At 36.0% G+C, this 19576-nt stretch carries 9 protein-coding genes and 1 pseudogene; 6 read left to right on the top strand and 4 right to left on the bottom strand.

The features are described 5' to 3' along the window. Window positions 1-27: 27 nt before the first annotated feature. Window positions 28-815: pseudogene (locus ADIWIN_RS15670) on the bottom strand (THC0290_0291 family protein). 315 nt (window positions 816-1130) lie between these two features. Between ADIWIN_RS15670 and gdhA the strand changes: the two are divergent. From gdhA to ADIWIN_RS21970, 5 genes are all read left to right on the top strand, one after another. Then, entirely contained in the window at window positions 1131-2474 is a 1344-nt protein-coding gene (gene gdhA, locus ADIWIN_RS15665; RefSeq protein WP_020897034.1) for an NADP-specific glutamate dehydrogenase, read from the top strand. A 121-nt stretch (window positions 2475-2595) separates the two neighbouring features. After that, the gene (gene porZ, locus ADIWIN_RS15660) at window positions 2596-4980 is read left to right on the top strand and encodes a type IX secretion system anionic LPS delivery protein PorZ (RefSeq protein WP_040757604.1); all 2385 of its coding nucleotides are present in this window, start codon (window positions 2596-2598) and stop codon (window positions 4978-4980) included. 3 nt (window positions 4981-4983) lie between these two features. Further along, window positions 4984-5703 carry a DNA repair protein RecO gene (recO, locus tag ADIWIN_RS15655; RefSeq protein WP_020897032.1) on the top strand — a complete coding sequence of 240 codons (720 nt, stop codon included), beginning with the start codon at window positions 4984-4986 and terminating at the stop codon, window positions 5701-5703. 31 nt (window positions 5704-5734) lie between these two features. After that, on the top strand, window positions 5735-7975 hold the full coding sequence (locus ADIWIN_RS15650; RefSeq protein WP_316929658.1) for a TonB-dependent receptor plug domain-containing protein: 2241 nt from the start codon (window positions 5735-5737) through the stop codon (window positions 7973-7975). After that, entirely contained in the window at window positions 7933-8163 is a 231-nt protein-coding gene (locus ADIWIN_RS21970; protein WP_020897030.1) for a TonB-dependent receptor, read from the top strand. The genes ADIWIN_RS15650 and ADIWIN_RS21970 overlap by 43 nt, the downstream gene beginning before the upstream one ends. Window positions 8164-8490: 327 nt before the next feature. Here ADIWIN_RS21970 and ADIWIN_RS15645 read toward each other — a convergent pair whose 3' ends face one another. Further along, window positions 8491-15669, bottom strand: coding sequence for a RemA C-terminal-like gliding motility protein (locus ADIWIN_RS15645; RefSeq protein ID WP_081669594.1), 7179 nt, complete (start codon window positions 15667-15669; stop codon window positions 8491-8493). A gap of 266 nt (window positions 15670-15935) precedes the next feature. Between ADIWIN_RS15645 and ADIWIN_RS15640 the strand changes: the two genes are divergently transcribed. Further along, window positions 15936-16409: a regulatory protein RecX gene (locus tag ADIWIN_RS15640; RefSeq protein ID WP_020897028.1), complete on the top strand. Its 474-nt coding sequence runs from the start codon at window positions 15936-15938 to the stop codon at window positions 16407-16409. A gap of 342 nt (window positions 16410-16751) precedes the next feature. Here ADIWIN_RS15640 and ADIWIN_RS15635 read toward each other — a convergent pair whose 3' ends face one another. Both ADIWIN_RS15635 and ADIWIN_RS15630 read right to left on the bottom strand, forming a co-directional pair. Beyond that, complete coding sequence (locus ADIWIN_RS15635) at window positions 16752-17237, bottom strand: DUF6646 family protein (RefSeq protein WP_040757603.1); 486 nt, start codon at window positions 17235-17237, stop codon at window positions 16752-16754. A gap of 60 nt (window positions 17238-17297) precedes the next feature. After that, window positions 17298-18158, bottom strand: coding sequence for a cupin-like domain-containing protein (locus tag ADIWIN_RS15630; protein ID WP_020897026.1), 861 nt, complete (start codon window positions 18156-18158; stop codon window positions 17298-17300). Window positions 18159-19576 lie beyond the last annotated feature (1418 nt).

Here is a 19576-nt window from a genome sequence, read left to right as displayed (position 1 = left end):
TTTTTTATAACTATTATTTTCAATGTTTTAATCGAACATGAAAATGTATCCAACATTTAACCAAGCTAGCCAATCATTTGTTTGTTAGATTCTAATTGGTGATCTAAACCATCTGTTTTATCATTCATAAAGCGTTGAATTCTTAAGTCAACCATTAAATTTGAAATTGCACTAAGGTTATATCTTACACCAACACTACCAACTATAGACCAAGTAGATCCAGCCTCAACATCTATGGATCCTGGTTCCCAGCTTGGGTAAAAATTATTAAGATTGTTTATATTTTGATCTCCATATGTAGTGGTTACACTAGGGCTATAAAACACGTAATGCGCTCCTAAGCTTACAAATGGCGCGAATTTATCACCACCACGCGAAAAATTTCTTAAACTTAAAGGGTAAAATTCTAATTGGGCTCCCAAATCAAAATTTTGAGCTTCTCCTGAGTGTGCTCTTAATTTATCCGCTGCACTACTTGTTCTATCTTCATCTACCCATTCACCATAATGATCAAGTCCTGTTTTGTTCCAAGAAAGTTCAGCTCGTACTTTAAAATGTTTTGTGAAAAAGTTATTTCTTGAATACGAATAGTAACCACTAAGATAATCAAAGTTCATATAATAAACAAGACCTATACCAAATCCTGTATTGCCAGAATTTGTTTTAAAGTCGTAACGCTCACCAAAGTCAGATTGGTAAACTATAGGGCCAGCAATAATTCCAACCTCGTGAGAAAAACGTATCTGTGAGTAGCTCAATTGCATCGATAAAAGCAATACAAGTGCAACAAATATTTTCTTTATTTTTTGTGTCATGTAATTTTAAAATTGATGCTTTTACCCAGCAAATATATAAAAACTCGATAAACTACCAAATAAAACCGACAAAATGCATGTTTTTTATTTTCTTCATAAAATATAATCCTTTTTATATTGAATAAAAACATTTAGAATATCATAATAACAAAAATGATATATGTCTAATTATTAAAGTAATAAGGACGCCACAATATATCAAAATATTCTTACAATCGTAGGTTTAAAATAAAATATCCTAATTTTTTGACAAAAATAGATTAATATTTAGAAATGGTGAATGAATTATTTAATTTCGAGAATAAATAAATACTTATGAGAGAGAAAATTGATGCTTTTTTAGCAGAAGTACAGGCAAGAAATAGTCATGAGCCAGAGTTTTTACAGGCCGTCCGAGAAGTCGCAGAATCGTTAATACCTTATATAGCTCAACACAAATTGTATAGTGGTAAAAATATTCTATTAAGAATGGTAGAACCAGAAAGGCTAATTTCATTTAGAGTAAGCTGGGTTGATGATGAAGGTGAGATACAAGTTAATAGAGGTTATAGAGTTCAGATGAATTCTGCAATAGGGCCTTATAAAGGAGGCTTACGTTTTCATCCCTCGGTAAATGCAAGTATTTTAAAGTTCTTAGCTTTTGAACAAGTATTCAAAAATGCATTAACCACACTACCAATGGGTGGAGGAAAAGGAGGTTCGGATTTTGACCCAAAAGGAAAATCGGATGATGAAATTATGCGTTTCTGTCAATCATTTATGAGCGAATTATTTAGACATATAGGACAGTTTACAGATGTTCCTGCGGGAGACATAGGGGTTGGAGCGAGAGAAGTGGGTTTTATGTTTGGAATTTACAAAAAACTAAAAAATGAATTTACAGGTGTTCTAACAGGCAAAGGGCCAACCTGGGGCGGTTCTTTAATTAGACCAGAATCTACAGGTTACGGTACCGTTTATTTTGCAGAGAATATGCTGAAATTAAAGAAGGATACATTAGAAGGGAAGCATGTTGTGATTTCTGGGTCTGGCAACGTCGCACAGTATGCTACAGAAAAGGCAATAGAGCTAGGAGCAAAGGTATTAACATTGTCCGATTCTGGTGGTTATATTGTAGACAACGAGGGTATTGATACTGATAAGCTAAATTTTATAATGGATCTTAAAAACGTTAGGCGTGGTCGTATAAGTGAATATGTAGATAGCTATCCTAATGCGGAATATTTTTCGGGTGAAAGACCATGGTCAGTAAAATGTGATATCGCTTTACCGTGTGCGACTCAAAATGAACTAAATGGAGACGAAGCAAGACAACTAGTAAAAAATGGCTGTATTTGTGTGGTCGAAGGTGCAAATATGCCCTCAACTCCAGAAGCTATAAGTGAATTTCAAAAGGCAAAATTACTATTTGCTCCAGGGAAAGCTTCAAACGCAGGTGGCGTGGCTACTTCAGGATTAGAGATGAGTCAGAACTCTCTTCGTCTAAGCTGGACGAGAGAAGAGGTTGATACACGTCTGAAAGATATCATGGAGGCTATTCATAAGTCTTGTGTTACATATGGTAAAAATGAGGATGGTTCTATAGACTATATAAAAGGGGCAAACATTGCTGGCTTTGTAAAAATTGCAGATGCTATGTTAGCACAAGGAGTCGTATAACTAAGCTTATAAGAATAATTTTAGCTTCTGTTTGTTACAGAAGCTTTTTTTATGACATTATATATGATAAGCACATAATTATCGTTAGTATTAAATATATTTGAGCAAACCTTATTTCTTAATGAATACTACTGTTTTTAAAATCTTTATTTTAGTATTTGGACTTACTGCTTCAGGCTATAGTCAAGATTTCTCATCCTTATGGCAAGGCCATTATTCTTATAACAGTATAGTGGATGTGGTTAGTGGTGAAAATAAAATTTATGCAGCGGCTCAAAATGCTGTTTTTAGATATGACACTCTAACCAATGAACTGACTACAATTACTTCGGTAGAAGGACTTTCTGGTGAGCAAATTACTACTATATATTACAGTGAGCTTTATCAATATTTACTTATTGGATATGAAACAGGATTGGTTGAAGTCTATTCTGAAACGGAGAATTCTGTATTATCTGTGGTAGATATTTTAGATAAGGTAAACATTACTCCAGTTAATAAGCGGATCAATCATTTCTTTGAAAATGAAGGACAAATTTATATTTCTACAGATTATGGAGTTTCAGTATATGATTTAGAACGCTTAGAGTTTGGGGATACTTATTTTCTAGGTAATGGTGGAGCTCAGGTTACAGTAAAACAGGTATCTATTCTAAATAATGAAATTTATGTGGCTTGCTTAGATAATAATGGTATAAAAAAAGCAGACTTAAGTAATCCTAACTTAATAGATTATCAGCAATGGCAAACTGTTATAATGGGTAATTATCATACGATGAATACCATCAATAATAAATTGTATTCTGTTCGCGATAATAAAGTGCTTTATGAAATAAATGGAGCTTCAATAAACACATTATTTACTCTGCCTTTATTGCCTTTAGATGCTGATATGTCGGCATCAAGCCTTATTTATTCAACAACAAATGCGATTTATGTATATGATGAAAATATACAACTCGTAAGAACTTTTCAACCCACAACAGACTATAATTCCAATTTCACGTCTGCAATTGCTTTAGATGATTCTATTTTTATAGGTACTGAGGCTTTTGGTGTTCTCAGTAATTCTATTTCTGCAGTTGGTGACTATTCTGAGATAAAACCCAATGGCCCTTTGTTTAATGAAACGTTTAGGCTTAATGCCGAATCTGGTGTTGTATGGTCTAGTTTTGGCGGTTATACAGAGGCTTTGGTTCCAGACCCCATACGGAGTAGGGGTTTGAGTTATTATAGAAATGAAGTATGGGAGAGTATCCCATTTGAGAACGTATTAGGGGCAAGAAATCTCTCGCAAATTGCGGTAAATCCGTTTATTCAAAACCAAGTATTTGTAAGCTCATTTCAAGATGGACTTTTAGAATTAAATGGTTTTGAATCCACTATACTATATGATGAAACCAATAGTGGTTTAGAATCCTTAGTATTGCCAGGCTCACCAAACTTTAGGAGTCTTAGAGTTTCTGCTACTGCATTTGACAGTAATGGCCTTTTATGGTCCTTGAGCTCACTTTTGTTTGAACCTTTAAAATCGTACGATCCTATCACAGGTAATTGGCGGAGTTATGACTTTTCGAGTATTATCCAAGATGCTATTAGAGATGAGTTTGGTTATTTTGATATAGCAATTGATAATAATGGTACCAAATGGATTGGTGGTTATAAGAACGGACTTTATGTTTTTAATGAAACTATAAGTAATACACCACTTCGCAATATTAGTACTGAAGAACAAGGTTTACCAGTTCCGAGAGTCAATGCCGTTGCTATAGATAACAGAAATCAACTTTGGGTTGGGATGTTTACAGGGCTAAGAGTTCTTTATAACACTGCGGGATTTTATGACGATTTAAATCCAACCTTAAGTTCTATAATTATTTTAGAAAATGGTATTGCAAAAGAATTGTTAGAGGGTGAAACGATAACAGACATTAAGGTGGATGGCTCCAATAACAAATGGATTGGAACGGTAGATTCTGGAGTGTTTTATTTCTCGCCAGATGGGCAAACGACCATTTACCACTTTACTAATGACAACTCTCCGTTACCATCTAATAGAATTAATGACATTTCAATAGATGGTGATAACGGTATTGTTTATATCGCCACAACCAAAGGGTTATTGTCATTTAAAGCTGGAGGTTCAAAAACAGGATCTACCTTAGAAGATGCTTTTGTGTACCCAAATCCGGTACGACCAGAATACAACATTCTTGGGTTTAACGACCTTAATGATATAAATAAAGGTGTAAAAGTTAGTGGGCTAACAGAGCGTGTTAATATTAAAATTACAGATATTGAAGGCAATTTGGTAGCAGAAGCACAGTCTAATGTTAATCTAAGGTCTTCTAACTCAAATTATAATTTTGCTATTGATGGTGGAACTGCTATTTGGAACGGTAAAAACCTTGGCAATAATGTGGTGAGAACAGGCGTGTATTTGATATTGATTTCTGATTTAGATTCTTTTGAAACCAAAGTTCTTAAAGTACTAATAGTCCGATAAAGCATGCTTTCAAAAAATAACAGCATCGTTCTTTCTAAATTAAAGTATAGAGATAACGACCTCATCGTGAAATGTTATACAGAGCAACGCGGAGTGGTTAGTTATATGCTACGAGGTGTTTTAAAATCTAAAAAAGGACTTTCTAAAACTGTTTATTTTCAAGCCTTATCTCAACTTCAGATAGAAGAAAACTACAAACCCAATCAATCCCTTCATTTTATAAAAGAGACCAAGTTTAATTACATTTACAAAAGTCTTCATACCAATATCTATAAAAGTGCAATCGTTTTATTTCTGTCAGAAATTCTTTCTAATGTGTTAAAGGAAGAAGAGAAGAACGAAGATTTATTTCATTTTATAACAGCGTCACTTCAGTATTTAGATAATGAAGATCAATTTTCAAACTTTCATTTATTGTTTTTGTTAAAGCTAACCCGCTATTTAGGCTTTCTGCCAGAAAATTTAGATAATGACTACGCGTTCTTCAATTTAGAATCAGGAGTTTTTGAAGCTTCTAATCATGGAATTTATTCTGTTTCTGGTGAAAATTTAACACTACTAAAACGTTTGTTAGGCACAAGTTTTGATGCGCTACATACGATAACCATTAAGGCAAAACAAAGACAAGAGTTTTTAAATATGCTCTTGTATTATTTTGAATTACATTTGGGAAGTTTTAAAAAACCTAAGTCATTACAAGTGCTTAACGACGTGTTTCGTTAGATCACTTTTGCCAAAATAAAATATAATGATTGTGAGTTCATACGTGAAGCGCACTAGCGTACATATTATTTTTGTGTTTCTTTTTTTACAGCTAAGCACTGCTCAAACTATTACTGTTTTAGAAGCAGATAGCCAAATGCCTATTCCTGGTGTGGCACTGGTTAATCAGTTAAAAAGCAAAACTATTATTACCGATTTAAAAGGCCAAGTATCCTTGTCTATCTTTAATGATTATGAAATCATCTTTTTTAAAGATTTCTTATATGAAGAACAGCGCTTAACAAAATCTCAAATAGAGAAAAACAATAGTATTGTTTATCTCACGCCTAAAGTAGAAGGTTTAGATCAAATTCTAATTTCAGCTTCTAAGTTTGAACAGCGTAAACGCGATATTCCACAAACCATAGTGAGTATCAGTGCTAAAGACATTGCATTGTCTAATCCGCAAACGAGTGCAGATTTATTGGAAAACACAGGTAATATTTACATTCAAAAAAGCCAATTGGGTGGCGGAAGTCCTATGATTAGAGGGTTTTCTACGAATAGGCTGTTAATTTCGGTAGATGGTGTACGAATGAACAACGCTATTTTTAGAGGCGGTAATCTTCAAAACGTGATTGCCATAGATCCATTCTCGGTGCAGCATACAGAGGTGACTCTAGGAGCAGGCTCTGTAGTTTATGGTAGTGATGCGATTGGAGGAGTGATGAGTTTTTATACTAAAAAGCCGCAATTTTCTGAAACTGATGCTTTAGATTTTAGTGCGACAGCGTTAACGCGATTCGCTTCTGCAAATACAGAGAAAACAGGCCATTTGGATTTTAATTTAGGGTATAAAAATTGGGCCTTTTTAACGAGCGTAAGTTATACGGACTTTGATGATTTAAGAATGGGGAGCCATGGTCTGGATGATTATTTGCGGCCAGACTATGTAACGCAGCAAAACGGTGAAGATGTTATTGTTACTAATCCAAACCCTAAGGTACAAACCCCAACAGGTTACGATCAAATTAATGCAATGCAAAAGGTGCGTTATAAATCCTCGGATAATTTAGATTTTGATTTAGGCTTGTATTATTCTAGCACTTCAGATTTTTCTAGATATGATAGGCTTATTCGCTATAGAGGAGATGAGTTACGCTCTGCGGAATGGAACTATGGACCACAACAATGGTTTATGGGGAATTTTCAGTTGACTAAATTGAGTAGTAGTTCTAATTTATATGATAAAATTCAAACCACGTTAGCGTATCAGAACTTTAAAGAGAGTCGGGAAGATCGGGATTTTCAATCTGATATACGTGCTGTAAGAGCAGAATCTGTGGATGCTCTGTCGTTTAATTTAGATTTAGAAAAAAACGTCAATACTAAAACTAGTATTTTTTATGGTCTAGAATATCTACATAATACAGTACATTCAAATGGGTATGATAAAAATATTGATACTGGTGAAAATGTGGTGAGCATTACACGATATCCAGATGGTTCTACGTGGCAGTCAATGGCGGCTTATGCGAGTTTAAAGCATAAACCGAATTCTAAGTTTGTGTTTCAGTCTGGACTTCGGTTTAATCAGGTGATTGCGAAAGCGGATTTTACGGCCAACAATGTGTTTTTAAATTTACCTTTTGATGATGCTGAGGTAAATACTGGTGCCCTAACGGGTACCGCAGGTATTACATGGTCTCCAAGCGATTTAATTCAATGGAAGCTTAACGCCTCTACAGCGTTTAGAGCACCAAATATAGATGATATCGGTAAGGTGTTTGATAGCGAACCCGGTGCTGTTGTGGTGCCTAATAAAGACTTAAAAGCAGAGTATGCTTATAGTGGTGAGTTGGGTTTAAAGTTGAACTTTGATAATAAAGTCATTGTAGATCTAGCGTCTTATTACACCTTTTTAGACAATGCCTTAATTCGACGCGATTATGAGCTTAATGGTGACACAGAAATGGTTTACAATGGTGAATTAAGTACGATTCAGGCGATACAGAATGCTTCAAAAGCATGGATTTATGGGTTTGAAGCAGGTATAGAAATTAACTTCACCAAACAATTAAAATTGCGTTCTCAGTACAATGTTATCGGAGGGACGGAAGATAATAATGGAGTAGAAGAACCGGTACGCCATGTGGCACCCAGTTTTGGTCGTACGCATTTGAGTTGGAAGAAAATAAATTGTTATTGGATGCTTTTGTGGTTTACAATAACGAATTGGCCTTTAACCAATTGTCACCTTCGGAAGCGTCGAAAGATTATATCTATGCTTTAGATGCTAATGGAGATCCGTATGCACCAGCTTGGCACACCTTTAATCTTAGAACGCAATATCAGTATAATGATCAGCTTAGTCTAACGGCTAGTTTAGAAAATATAACGGATCAACGTTATAGACCGTATTCTTCGGGAATAACTGCAGCGGGTCGGAACTTTATTCTTGCCTTAAAATATACACTTTAAAAGGAGTAAGTTTGCCCTAAACATAGGGTGTTTAGGAAGTGTTACCTCGCCAACGTTGGTTTTTGGTTACCCTGAATGTCACTCAAGGTCTATACGGCTTACATACGGAGTACATACGGAGGAGATACGGAGGAGCTACGGGTGAACCTCGATGATGGTCCGCCCTTTATCTGAATATAACCCGAGTATCACCCGAGGTAACTACGGGTGAATCCCAATTGAGACTTAGTTGTGATTCTTGCCAAAGCCTTGCCAACTCTGGTTTAAGACAAAATAAGCCGCATGTTTTAAATGCGACTTATTTTACATAATATAGAGAGCGTTTATTTAGTGCTGTTTGATTGCTTTCTTGCTGATGACCTGTCCGTTAGATAAGGTGATCTTAGCAATATAAGCCGCCTGACTCAACTTAGAGAGGTCATATATCTCAGTAGAATCATTGCCTTGTAAGCGATACACGATTCGTCCGGTGACATCCATAATTACCACATGTTTTATGGTGTGGGTGTTTCCAACTTTAATTTGAACATCCCCATTTTGAAATTCTGTTATCGTTACTTCATTAGCTTCAACTATGTTGTCGTTTATGGAAAGTGTTGATTGTGTAAATACAATTTCGAAACGGTCGTTAAATTCGCCTGTTTCTGAGGTGAAGGTGTAGTCTGAATCTTTAAGGTTGTGGGTGGTGTTATTTAATTTGTCTAAGATGTAAATAGCGTTAGTATTCATAAATTCACCTTCTAATTGTGCTATAGAAAACTTATAAAGTGTCGCTACATCAATGGTAGTATAAAAGCCTAAAGGAATAACTTCATCTAATGTTAGGCTATTTGGGTTTTTACCTTGGATGGCAAAATTCTTATTTGGACTATCTTCAATTTTAGTATATATAATAGCCGCTGTTCCACTTGATAAATTTCTAGGGGCATCATAAGAGTAACTATCAAAGTTATCCGTTGCTCCATCAACATAAGCTATAAGTGCTTGATTGAATATACCATTGTCTGAGGTTAAATTCACCCATATTTTATTAGCCTCTATAGTTGGCTCTGCATTTCTATAGAATTCGTTATTGCTTGTTCCATCTGCAATTCGCATTGCGTTTTTAAATACCGCATTTGCTGAAGTTCCTGAACCTGTTATGTGTTTTCCAATAACAAAGAAGCCTTGACCAGAAGGGATAGAAGTATTTGTAAGTATAGGAAGGGTAGGTCCTGCAACTACACAACCACTTCCTACAGTGATAATCGAATAGTCATCTTGGCTAAAGTTATAAACTTCGTTACCATTATTCCCAAGGTCTGGAGCACTAGAATGCGACCATACAAAGGCACAGCCATCAATTATTGCGCTATTCTCAGCATGGAATAAGCTAAAATCAATAGCACTAGGGTAGGGATTACCTATTAAGTTCCAATCATTATCTGCAGCAAAACCATTTTCATAGATTTTAGTAGGTATATCTGCCGTGTTAAATGTCCCTGTAAAGTCTATTTCATCAACATAAGTTGCAGGTCCGGGAGGTAAAATAGACGGTCCAGTCATCGCGTAACCGCTTCCAGGAGTCATTATACCTGTTGCAAAATCCCAATCATTACCATCATCATCAATATCATCTTGTCCTAGTGTGGTTTCGTCGTTATTATTACCATTTTCCATATATTCATCTCTGTAATTAGCAGCGACATACTTGTATTTTCTGCTTGCCGGAGTTCCAGTTAATACGGATTCTATAGTTATAGTTTCTATTGGAGAACTCCAATAGGTATAGTCCATTGGAGTTGTTTTATCTGATGAGACTTTATTTACGGTAGCCGTTCCTGAACCTGATAAACTAAATGTACCAGCATCATCTACCTGAACAAAAGCCCCTTTTGTTTCCACTTTAATAGCTCCAGCGATGACTGCATTGTCTTCAACCTGTACAAATTTTGAATTGTCTATATAGAGTTCACTCGCTATAACGTTTAGGTCTTCACCGATAATTATTCCTATGTTAGTTAATCCCATTTCTTTTCTGCCTGTACCCGAAATATTAAGGTTACTATAGCTTGGTAAGAATTCTGTTAAGAATTGGTTGTCACCTGCATATTCTACTGTAGAGCCAGTTTCTAGTGTAATTGTTGGACTATTGGTATTATCGATAGCGGTAGATGTACCTCCGTTAAAACCAGCTGAATTATTGAATTTAAAGACACCAGTTGGTTTAACCGTAAAAGTAGGATTGTATGTGCCATTAAATTTTATAGGTGCTGCTGCAGATAGGGAAGCAATACCTACGTGGTCTCCAACAATATCGATATTATTATATATCTTAGGTAGCTTAGGTGTTTGCAGAGTTATACCATTAGCTATATTATGAGCAAAGGTTATTTTAGAATTATCAATTAAGGTATAAGTACCTTGTGCAGCTGGCTCAATACCTCCAGAAGTAGTACTTGCTGTTATGTACTCAGAATTACCAGTCATTGTTAAATTAGTGCCAGACCCTCCCATGCTTTCTTCGTATTCAATATTTAATACCGCATCATCTTCTATTAAAATAGTACCAGTAATATTGAGAATAGAATCACTAATATCTTTTATTCCACTAGTAGAAAATGTTAAGTTTCTGTAATCTCTCTGTCCTCTTAAAATTTGATGTCCTGTACCATTTAATTGTATGGTAGAAGTACCATTAAGGTCATAAGGGATAGTTGTATTATTCAGTCTTGGAATATAATCTGTGTCATTGGCAGAATTTTTAGCAATAGCGTATAGTGTACCATCTTCCATCGTTAAACTTCCTGTGCTACCTGTAATGTAATTGGTTGCGTCTTCTATTACTTTTCCTTTTTTAATATTTAAAATACCGCCTAAACCATTATTAATGTTAGTGTTAGTTAAACCAGTAATGCCAAACGATTGTGACAATCCTAATTCAAAACTATTGTCTGCTAACTCTACAATAACAGCTCTACCATTAGAAGAAGTGCCAAAGCCGTTTCCTGTAACTTGGTTTGTTTTTCCTATGTAATGGAAGGTTGCCAATGTATTTATTACTGGTGCTGTATTGGTTTGGATATTACCTACTGCTCCAGAGGTACTCATTATGCCTTGTGGTGAAGAAATTTTAAGATAAGAACCTGTAGCAGAGGTGAATCCTGTACCTGTTATACCATTTCCAGCAAGGTTTAATGCAGTAGAGCCATTAAAGCCAAAATCTAAAGTAGCTCCAGTTTCTACATTTAGCTTCGTTCTTGCTGCTGGTCTAAAGTTTTGATTTATTAATTGCGTGTATGCGTTAGTTTTTACATTGAAATCAACATTTGATGTGTTTGTACTAGCAATATCGATAGTTTGTGTTGTTGCCGCACTTAATCCATCACCAATGCCATTAAAGTTAAATGTTGCAGTACTTGCATTAGTGGCAAACAATTGCGCTGAACTAGCAATAGACAAATCACCTTTTAAGTTTACAATTCCTATTCCTCCAGACGTATTATTTACATCAAATGTACCGCCAGAAACAGTCATGTTTCCATCTATGTTTAAGGTTGCAGTTCTTGAAGATGTTTCACCTAAGAAAACAGTGCCATTCGTTTGCACGAAATCGCCCAATACATTTACGGTTTTATTTACCGCAGGAGAAGAATACCCTAATGAGAAATCTCCTGTTCCGCTAAATGTTAAGTTATTATAGGTAAATGGCGTCATTACCCAACCCAAATCTGGCGAGGTATACTCAACTGTACTACCAGTAACCGTATAAATACTTGTACTTGGGTCTGGTACTACATTAAAACCACCGCATATTTTAATGGTCCCTGTTGGCGAAAACACACGGTCACCTCCTAATACATCTAAACTACCATACGTTAATGGTGGTATTGGTTGCGAATTAGGACTTTTTATAAACATCTGGCTATCACAATCTAGAGTTGCTGTCGCTGTGCCTCCATAAGTTACATCACCCTCTACACTAAAAACTCCAGTAGAAGCCATATTGAAATTACCTGTTCCGTTTAGAGTAAAGTTGTTTACAGAACGACAATCGGCAATATTTAAGGTATGTGTTCCTGGGGAATTAATAATTATGTTATCTACACCTGTCGGAATACCATTAGGTGACCAGTTAGATGCATTGGCCCATGATGTAGAGCTGGCTCCTGTCCAAGTATATGATGTCGCTGTTGGTATAGTGCCACAAAACAAGCTTTCCCATGATGTAGCAACACGAATGCCATCAATCAAGCCATTTTCTTTTCCAGTTTGTTTTATTGTAATATATTTAATAGAAGACACGGGATCTGTATCATTCGTAGTAGCAGAAATTGGGGTTCCTGCAGCAGCTTCAGTAATTGGTACAGCTCCCGATATTATCCACATTTTAAGCACATCATTAGCACCTCCTGCGATAAACTCATTTTTAACAATAACTAAATAAGTATTATTAAAGGTTAAAACAGGTGTGTTCCAAACTACTGAATTTGTATACTTTGTAATTCCTAATTGATATCCTGCGCCAGAGCTTCTCATATTTACTCTACCATAAAACTGAGGGGTTGAGTGGTCATCCATAAATGAAAAGAAATAATCCAAGGAACCTGCTCCAGTAATATTAAGTAAAAATGAAGTATAAACTTCTCCAGAAGAAACACCAGTATTTGAAATTTCTCTTTTAAAATCATCATCACCACCACCTTGATACTCTGCACTACCACCAATGCCTGAACTCGGATATCCTGAATAAGAAAGACTGGTTGAGTTATATTTTAATGGGTCATCTCCATCGCTGACAAATGTCCAATTAGACATTGCTTCTGCACTTGTTGAAAAATCATCGACTTCACAAGCACCGTACACAAAGTTTTCTTCCAAAAGTGGTGCGTCACAAAGCGGTACAGTTCCAACCGTTAAAACTGCAGCACTAGAAGTTGCATTTCCACACGTTCCTGCAACAAGTACGCGGTATTGATAACCATCCATTGCTAACGTAGTGTTTGGCGTTATAAAAGAAGCGCTATTTGTACCTACGTTTGTCCATGCGCCTGCTCCTATTTTTTGTTGCCATTGGTAACTAAACCCTGCACCAATTGCAGTAATATTAAAAGTGGCTGTATTACCTACAACAGCATACGTATCTGCTGGTGGTGTTGCAATTGCAGTAGTAGCATTTATAATCACTGTTTTATCTGCTGAGAGGGTTGACCAACACGTTCCGTCATATATTCGAACATAATATGTACCCGAAGTAGTAACTGTTTTGGTAGCAGTTGCAGGTTCTGAAATACTTGTACCTTCTTCTATAGTTTGCCAATAGGCATTTGCACTATCTGCACCACCATACGTTAAAACGGTTGATGTACAAGCAGGTGAAGTGCCAGTTATTGTTCCTGATGGATCAGTTGCTGGTGTACATGATGGAATGATAGTAATTGTATAATCTTCCACTTCTCCATATGTAAAGTTAGAACCTCCATTACAAGCATCTGAAACTGAGCCGTCAATTATGATAACTCTCATTATTGTATTTCCTAATACTGCTGTACCTGGTGCAGTAATTGTACCTGTTGCAGTAAAGCTTCCTGAAGCAGCAGAGTAAGACATTGAAATGGTTTCATCAGTATCATCCCAATCCCCATCTTGATTCCAATCTACATATGCATAAACATTATCACTACTGTAAGAACTTGAATCTGTAACTGATAAAGAAGTTCCTGTGCCAATAGTAACATTAGCAACTTCTGAGGTATTATCTTCGTATCCATTACTTCCTGAATCATGATCTATATCTGTTCCAACGGTAACGTTAGAAATATGTTCGAAACCGGTATTAGTTGCTTCTAAATCACAATACGCAATAACAGCATCAACCATCACTACTGTAGAAGTCCCATCGTTCCCACTACAAGTTACTACACAATGATACCAAGTTTTTTCATTTACAGTTGCTGTGTATGTACTACTTGTTGCTCCTGCAATATTGGTAAAACCTGCAACAGCACTAGTTGTGGAGCTTTGCCATTGGTAGGTTACACCAGAGCCAGCTGTTGTATTTTGCAACGACAAATTGGTTGTACCACCTGTAACTACAGAAGTTTCAGAAGTAATGGTATTACCTGGGCTTGGTGTGCCTGAACATGGAGTCGCAGCGTAGCAAGTCCAATTTAAGTCGTCGATTGAAACGCGAGTACTATTATTGTTTTCAACGGTTATAATTATAGTACCTCCAATGTTAATATTTGATATAGTTGTAGTTTGTATGAATGATGAATATGGAATAGTCCCGACTGTACTACCGTTTATTTTTACTATTAAATTTCCATTAGAACCACTAAAGGGTAAATTTGTAGTCATTGTTATATCTCCAATACCATCAGAAAATGAAGGAGAGGTTAATGTACCATTTCTAATCGTAATTGCTTTACCATTTATTGTTCTGTCTTCGCGACCACCTGTTGCTGTCCAAGTACCGCCTTCACCTGTCCATGTTCTAGTATCATAACCAGAAGAAGACCCAATAGTACTAAAATCTTCAGTGTGGCATGGTCCAACAAATACATCCCATTGTGCATATAACGTTACATCTGCAGCAAAACTATACGAGGCATTGTCTGCATAGGTGGTGCCACTATCATCAATAGCAGTATTCCAACTGTTAAAAGTGAAACCCGCATTGGTAAACGTATTTGCTGTTAGATTTTCTGCCACACAATTAGTTTGAGGAGACATTGTACCCGTACCTCCGTTGCTATCAAATGTTACTGTGTTTCCACTAGTAAGCCATTGCGCATATAATGTGGTATTCGCTGAAATAGAAAATGTATTATTAGCGCTATAAGGCGTACCAGAGCCGTCTGCGGCAGTATTCCAATTGTTAAATGAGCTACATGTTTTAGTTAAAGAGCCTGTATTACCTAGAACTGTAACTGTATCTCCAGATTCGTAAGCATTTCCATCAGAAGGTGGTGTGCCACCTGTGTTATCGTTTCCGTTGTAAGTGATTGTTGGGCCTGAAGGTTCATCTAGTTTATATAAGGCTAAATCTCTTTGACTTCCTGTATAACAAGCAAAACGTGGTGAGCCAGAATTGTATTGCAAATCTCTACTTGTTAAAGCAAGGTTTGAAAAAATGAAATTCCCTCCGCTATATGTGATATTCCATCGTTGATTATTCGCAGTTACGGCATTTACAATTTGAACGTTATTACTGCCACCAGTATAAGATATATATTTAGAGCTGTCTTCACTATATATAGTTCTGCCTGAACCATTAGTTTCTATTTTCCAAATAATTGCAGCTGGAGGATTTGTAATAACTGAAGCTACTGGAGATATACTTGTTCTATCTAAATAAGTCCCATTATGGGTATTATTCATTGCGTAGTCTTCATCTCCTACTGCGATTACGTAATATCCATCGGTAAGGTCGCCAATATTTGTGATTTGATTATAATTTTGCCCATAACCAGACAAGCTAAAACATAAGAATGCTATAAAAATGAGGAAGTAATTTTTTACCATAGGGATACAAGGGATAATGAATCAATTAATACTGACCAAAGATATATCAAATACTCTGCTAGTCAGTGTCTTGAAAAGTAGGTATTTATTAACAAATTGTTAAGATTTCTTACAAATTATCTATTAAGTGCAAAAAAACGACGATAAAGTGTAATTAGAGTTGGGATTTGTAGGATGTTTAATTCCCTTTTTTGAAACTTGAATATGACTTTATTAATACGTTTTAAATCGCTATTTTTTCTTAATCTATTGTATTTTTGAACGGCATGGAAGTCAATAAAACATACACGGTAAACGAAGCGCAAAAAAAACTAGAGCATTATTGTGCCTACCAAGAGCGTTGCCATAAAGAGGTACGGCAAAAGCTGCGGGATATGCGAATGATTCCGGAAGCTATTGATGTGATTATGGTGCATTTAATTCAGGAGAATTACCTTAACGAAGAGCGTTTTGCTAAAGCGTTTGTTAGTGGGAAATTCAGGATTAAGAAATGGGGTAAAAACCGTTTGCTACGCGAGTTGAAGTTTCGGGATATTTCTAAATACAGTATTGATACCGCTTTAAAGGAAATTGATCTGGATGATTATTATAATACCCTAGACGAACTGGTGCAAAAACGTATTGCTCAGGTTAAGGAACCTAATGTGTATAAGAAAAAGAAAAAGGTGGCCGATTATTTGTTGTATCGGGGTTGGGAATCGGGTTTGGTTTATGAGAAGTTGAATGCTTATTTTGGGTGATGGTTGGTTGATGGTTGTTGGTTGTTGGTTAGTTGTTGGTTGATGGTTGTTGGTGATTGGTTGTTGGTGGTTGGTGGTTGGGGATATAGAATATAGAGAAAAGAGAAAAGAGCCAAGAGCCAAGAGCCAAGAGTCAAGAGTCAAGAGTCAAGAGTCAAGAGTCTAGAGCTAAGAACGAAGATTTATGATTAGAGCATTAAGACTTGAGATTAGTGGTTTGGTCTATAAAAAAAAAGCCTTTTCAAAATAGTATTGAAAAGGCTCAGTATTCTATATGTTGGTTGTTAGAATTTAATCTATGTTCTTAATTCTAATAACGCAGCGGTCTCTTATCTGTTTTATCTACAAGTTGAAAACAGCACCGATATTTAAAACAAATTGGTTATGTATATCTACTAAGTCGTCATTGTCATATTTCGCTAAAGGAAAGTTGGCTTCTGTAAAAACACCAAAACCTTCTGTAAAGAAATAACGTGCTCCTACATGACCACCAAAGTTTTTAAGGCTAAGGTTTAAACCAGGATATAAATCAAAGTTTTCATCAATATTAATAACGTTACCTAAGTTAGCGTTAAAACGTGCTTTTAAATCGAAACGATCTCCAAAATCTAGATTTTCAATACCATCTGCACCTCCTAAAGCGTAAGAAGACGATACACCAATAGAGATGTTTTCTCCTAAACCGTGATCGAAACTTACATTAATTCCTGTAGCGTAATCTTGAATATTAGCTCCGACTTGAAATTTTTGATCTCCTTTACCTTCAAAGGCTTGGGCGTTACCAAAACTAAAAGCTAATAAAGCGACTACTAATACAATGTTTTTCATGTTTTTAATTTTAAAAATAGGGTTCAAATATACAAATAGTATTTAATTAATGTCAGAAAATTAAATATAACGATTGGTATTGGTTATGGCCTTTTTGTTTTTATAATCAATCCATTTTTGGCCTTTTAGACGTCGCATGAGGTTATCGTAGTTTCTCATTATGAAGATATTGTAAATCGCCTTGCTGAGGTTTCTAGGATTTCGGGCAATGGCTCTTAAGCTCATAGAGAATCCTGGAGTAAGATAACGCATGTAATGCCAATAGCCTTCGGGCATATAGAGGACTTCGCCGTGGTTTAAATCGCAGATCCACCCTTTTGCGTTTTTTAGGGCTGGCCATTTTTCAAAATCTGGATGAGAAAAATCAATATCCTCTCTGGTAATTAAGGCATGCGGTACTTTGTATAAATACTTGTTTTGGTTTTGGTCGAATAAGATGCATTGCTTTTTGCCTTCAAAATGAAAATGAAAAATATTAGCGAAATCTATATCGTAATGCATAAAGGTGTATGAGTCGCGTCCGCCAAAGAATAGCATGGGTAGCTTTTTCATGAGACGCAATCCGAAATCAGGGAATTTAAAATCCTTTTGTAGTTGCGGGACTTCCTTTAAAATGTTCCATAAGAAAATGCGATAGCGCGTGGGTTCGCGCTGTAGTAAATCGACATAATCGCTCATTTTCATTTTGGCATGCGCCTGATTAAAACCATCCTTATAGTCTACAGGTCTATCGTCGTAAAGCGGAACTGTTTTGTCTCCAGCAGTAGCTTTAATATAGTCTAAATTCCATTTGGTATAGGCTGGCCAATCTTCTATAAAATGCTCTATGACCACAGGTTTTTGTGGTTTAAAATAGTGCTTTATAAAATCTTCCTTTGTTATCGTTTTAACACGAGGAATATCTTGAAGATTGAGTTTCAAATGTGAGTAGCGTTTAGGATGCAAAGTTAAGAAAAGGTTAGTAAATGTAGAGTGAAGTAATGATGGGTTCTCGATACGATTTTAAAAACTTCGTTTCGGTATCTTCTATCAAAATATATTTTGATTTCGATAACTCAAAAATCACTCGAACTGACAGAGGTTCTCGCAGTGGTTCTCGATACGATTTATATCCCAAAGGTTTTCAGGCTTAAAATCACTCGAACTGAGGTTTGTTTGTCATTCCTGCGTAGGCAGGAATCCACTTGATCATTCATTTTTTTATTATTTAGATTTTGTGCTAATTAGGCTCGGACGCCCTACAACTTAAGTGGAGTGGAAAGTTTTATCTTTAATAGATTCCTGCCTGCGCAGGAATGACAGTTGGTGTTGCTTTTGTAGTCTGTTTAAATTTTGAAGATTTGGGTTGGAGGTAGATTGGTTTCGCTCGGTAGCTTCAAAACAAAATATATTTTATTTCCCACTAATCCTCAAGGGGACAATTTCCGGATTAAGCCTTTAGGGTTTGTTTGTAGGTTGTTTTTTTTGATAGATTCTCGATACGATTTTCTCGTGCCTCGAAAATCACTCGAACTGACATTTGCTTTTTTATTTGGGTTTGTCATTCCTGCGTAAGCAGGAATCCACATTGTCATTGATCTTTTTATTATTGAGATTTTGTGCTAATTAGGCTTGGACGCCCTACAACTTAAGTGGAGTGGAAGGTTTTAATATTAATAGATTCCTGCCTGCGCAGGAATGACAGTTGGTGTTGCTTTTGTGGTCTGTTTACATTTTGAAGATTGTGGTTGGAGGTCGGTTAATTGTGATTGGTAGCCTTGGTGAAGGCTTTGCTGGGTAGCTTCAAAAATAAATAACACCCCTAATGAGCTTTGCTCGGTAGCTTCAAAACAAAATATATTTTATTTATCACTAATCCTCAAGGGGACAATCTACAAATTAGACATTTTGGTTTTGATTAGCTTTTTTCTTGTAATTATTTGAATTTAAGACCCTAATGAGTAGCGCTCGTTAGCTTCAAAACAAAATATATTTTATTTCCCACTAATCTTCAAGAGGACAATTTACGGATTAAGCTTTTAGGGTTTGTTTGTAGGTTGTTTTTTTGATTGGTTCTCGATACGATTTTCTCGTACCTCGAAAATCACTCGAACTGACATTTGCTTGTTTATTTGGGTTTGTCATTCCTGCGTAGGCAGGAATCCACTTTGTCATTGATCTTTTTATTATTGAGACTTTGCGTTAACTAGACTCGGACTCTCTAAAACTTAAATGGAGTGGAAGGTTTTATATCTAATAGATTCCTGCCTGCGCAGGAATGACAGTTGGTGTTGCTTTTGTAGTCTGTTTACATTTTGAAGATTTGGGGTGGTCGGTAGATTGGTTTCGCTCGGTAGCTT

The organism is Winogradskyella psychrotolerans RS-3, assembly GCF_000427335.1.
Lineage (GTDB): Bacteria > Bacteroidota > Bacteroidia > Flavobacteriales > Flavobacteriaceae > Winogradskyella > Winogradskyella psychrotolerans.
This window is presented reverse-complemented; position numbering and strand designations above follow the sequence as displayed.

Coding starts and splice junctions, on each gene's coding strand:
- gdhA (WP_020897034.1), top strand. CDS start 1,131: ATGAGAGAGAAAATTGATGCTTTTTTAGCAGAAGTACAGGCAAGAAAT.
- porZ (WP_040757604.1), top strand. CDS start 2,596: ATGAATACTACTGTTTTTAAAATCTTTATTTTAGTATTTGGACTTACT.
- ADIWIN_RS15640 (WP_020897028.1), top strand. CDS start 15,936: ATGGAAGTCAATAAAACATACACGGTAAACGAAGCGCAAAAAAAACTA.
- ADIWIN_RS15645 (WP_081669594.1), bottom strand. CDS start 15,669: ATGGTAAAAAATTACTTCCTCATTTTTATAGCATTCTTATGTTTTAGC.
- recO (WP_020897032.1), top strand. CDS start 4,984: ATGCTTTCAAAAAATAACAGCATCGTTCTTTCTAAATTAAAGTATAGA.
- ADIWIN_RS15635 (WP_040757603.1), bottom strand. CDS start 17,237: ATGAAAAACATTGTATTAGTAGTCGCTTTATTAGCTTTTAGTTTTGGT.